At 64.8% G+C, this 1,670-nt stretch carries 2 protein-coding genes; both read left to right on the forward strand.

Annotated features, from left to right (window positions below):
• Positions 1 to 1,323, forward strand: a 1,323-nt coding sequence (locus GTN70_02605) for a D-alanine--D-alanine ligase (protein ID NIO15884.1), incomplete at its 5' end; no start/stop codon positions are given.
• A 4-nt stretch (positions 1,324 to 1,327) separates the two neighbouring features.
• The coding region (locus tag GTN70_02610; protein ID NIO15885.1) for an N-formylglutamate amidohydrolase at positions 1,328 to 1,670 on the forward strand (343 nt) is incomplete at its 3' end.

Below are 1,670 nucleotides of genomic sequence, written 5' to 3' on the forward strand. Positions count from 1 at the left end.
GCCATCGACACGTTCAAGGCCCTGGGCTGTTTCGACAGCGCCCGGGTCGACTTCCGCCGGGACAGGAAGGGAAACTTCTACATCCTGGAGGTCAACTCGATGGCGAGCCTGGGACCGGGGGGCTCCTTCGTCTTCGCCGCGGGCAAGATCGGCATCGACTACAACGCCCTGGCCAACCGGCTGGTGGAGATTGCGGGAAAGCGCTACTTCGGCCCCGGCTTCACGAGCCACGTGAGCAAGAGAAGCGGCACGAAGGAGCAGACCATCTTCACCTACCTGACCCACAACAGGGACCGCCTCGAGGAAAAATTACGGGTCTGGACGGAGATGCAGAGCATGACGGGGGACATCGCCGGTATCAGCGAGGCGGGAAGGGCGCTCGAGGAGCGTCTGAGAGCCCTCGGGCTCACTCCCGTCGGGGAACACGCGGCCGGCGGCTCCACCTGGGCCTTTCAGACTGCCGCGGGCCTCTCACGGGGCACCCTCCTGGTGGTCGCCCTTGACGTTCCCCAGGTCACGGGCGGCTATCCCCAGAAGTTCCGGCGCGAACCCGAGTGGCTCTACGGCGAGGGGATCGCCCTCTCCCGTGCCGGCATCGTCTGCATGCTCAGCGCCTTCGAGGCCCTGCGTTCGGTGAAAAAGCTCAAGTCCACCAGGCTGGGCGTATTCGCCTACGCCGACGAGGGTGAGGCGATGCGGCAGAGCCGCCACGTCTTAAAGGATCTCGCCAGGAACGCGCACCAGGTGATCGTCCTGCGCCCGGGGAACCGGGTGGGAAAGGCCATCACCCAGCGGCGGGGCATCAGGAAGCTCAGCGTCATCGTGGACGGCAAGCCCCTCAGGATAGGCCACCGCGGCAGCGAGGTGGAGGCGCTCACCTGGTTCATCAAGAAGGCCGGTGACGTACAGGGCCTCTCCCGGCAGGGACAGAAAGTCACCGTCTCCGTCCAGGACATTCACACCGACAGGTTCGGGGCGCTCCTTCCCCACCGGATCCTCGCAACGGTGAGCATCACCTACCTGAACCCGAAGCACGCAGACCAGGCGGAAAACGGCCTCCGCAAATTGCTGACGGCGCGCTCGAAGGGCGTCAGGGTGCGCCTGGAAACCGTTTCCGACCGCCCGCCCCTTTTACGAGAGAAGAAGAACGAGCCCCTCATCTCGCGGCTCAAGAAGATATGCGAGGAGTGGCAGCTTCCCTTCGATGAGGACTCGAGCCTTTTGCNNGCGAGCAGGAACATGTTCACCCCCTTCGAATCGATCCACCGGGGCGAGCTGCTCCAGCGCTCGCTTCTTCTGGCCCTTTTCCTGGCGGGAGACTGAGGCGGTGTCGAAACGTCCCCGGCTGCCGGTGGTGATCTCCGTCCCCCACGGGGGAACGGCGGTACCATTCGAGGCCAGGCACCTCATGCGTCTTGGCATCGGCGAGATACTTATCGACGGCGACACCTGGGCCCGGCAGCTCTACGACCTCTTTGCCCATGTGGCCTCGTACGTGGACACGGACATAGCCCGGGCAGCACTGGACATGAACCGCTCCCCCGGCGACCGCCCTCCCGAAAACCCCGACGGTGTCGTCAAGACGGTAACCGCCGGCGGCATCCCGGTGTGGGACGACCCGGAAGGCCTCTCTTTACAGCTCGCGGACCTGCTCGTGAAAAAATACCACC

Source organism: Deltaproteobacteria bacterium (assembly GCA_011773515.1).
Lineage (GTDB): Bacteria > Desulfobacterota > Deferrimicrobia > J040 > J040 > WVXK01.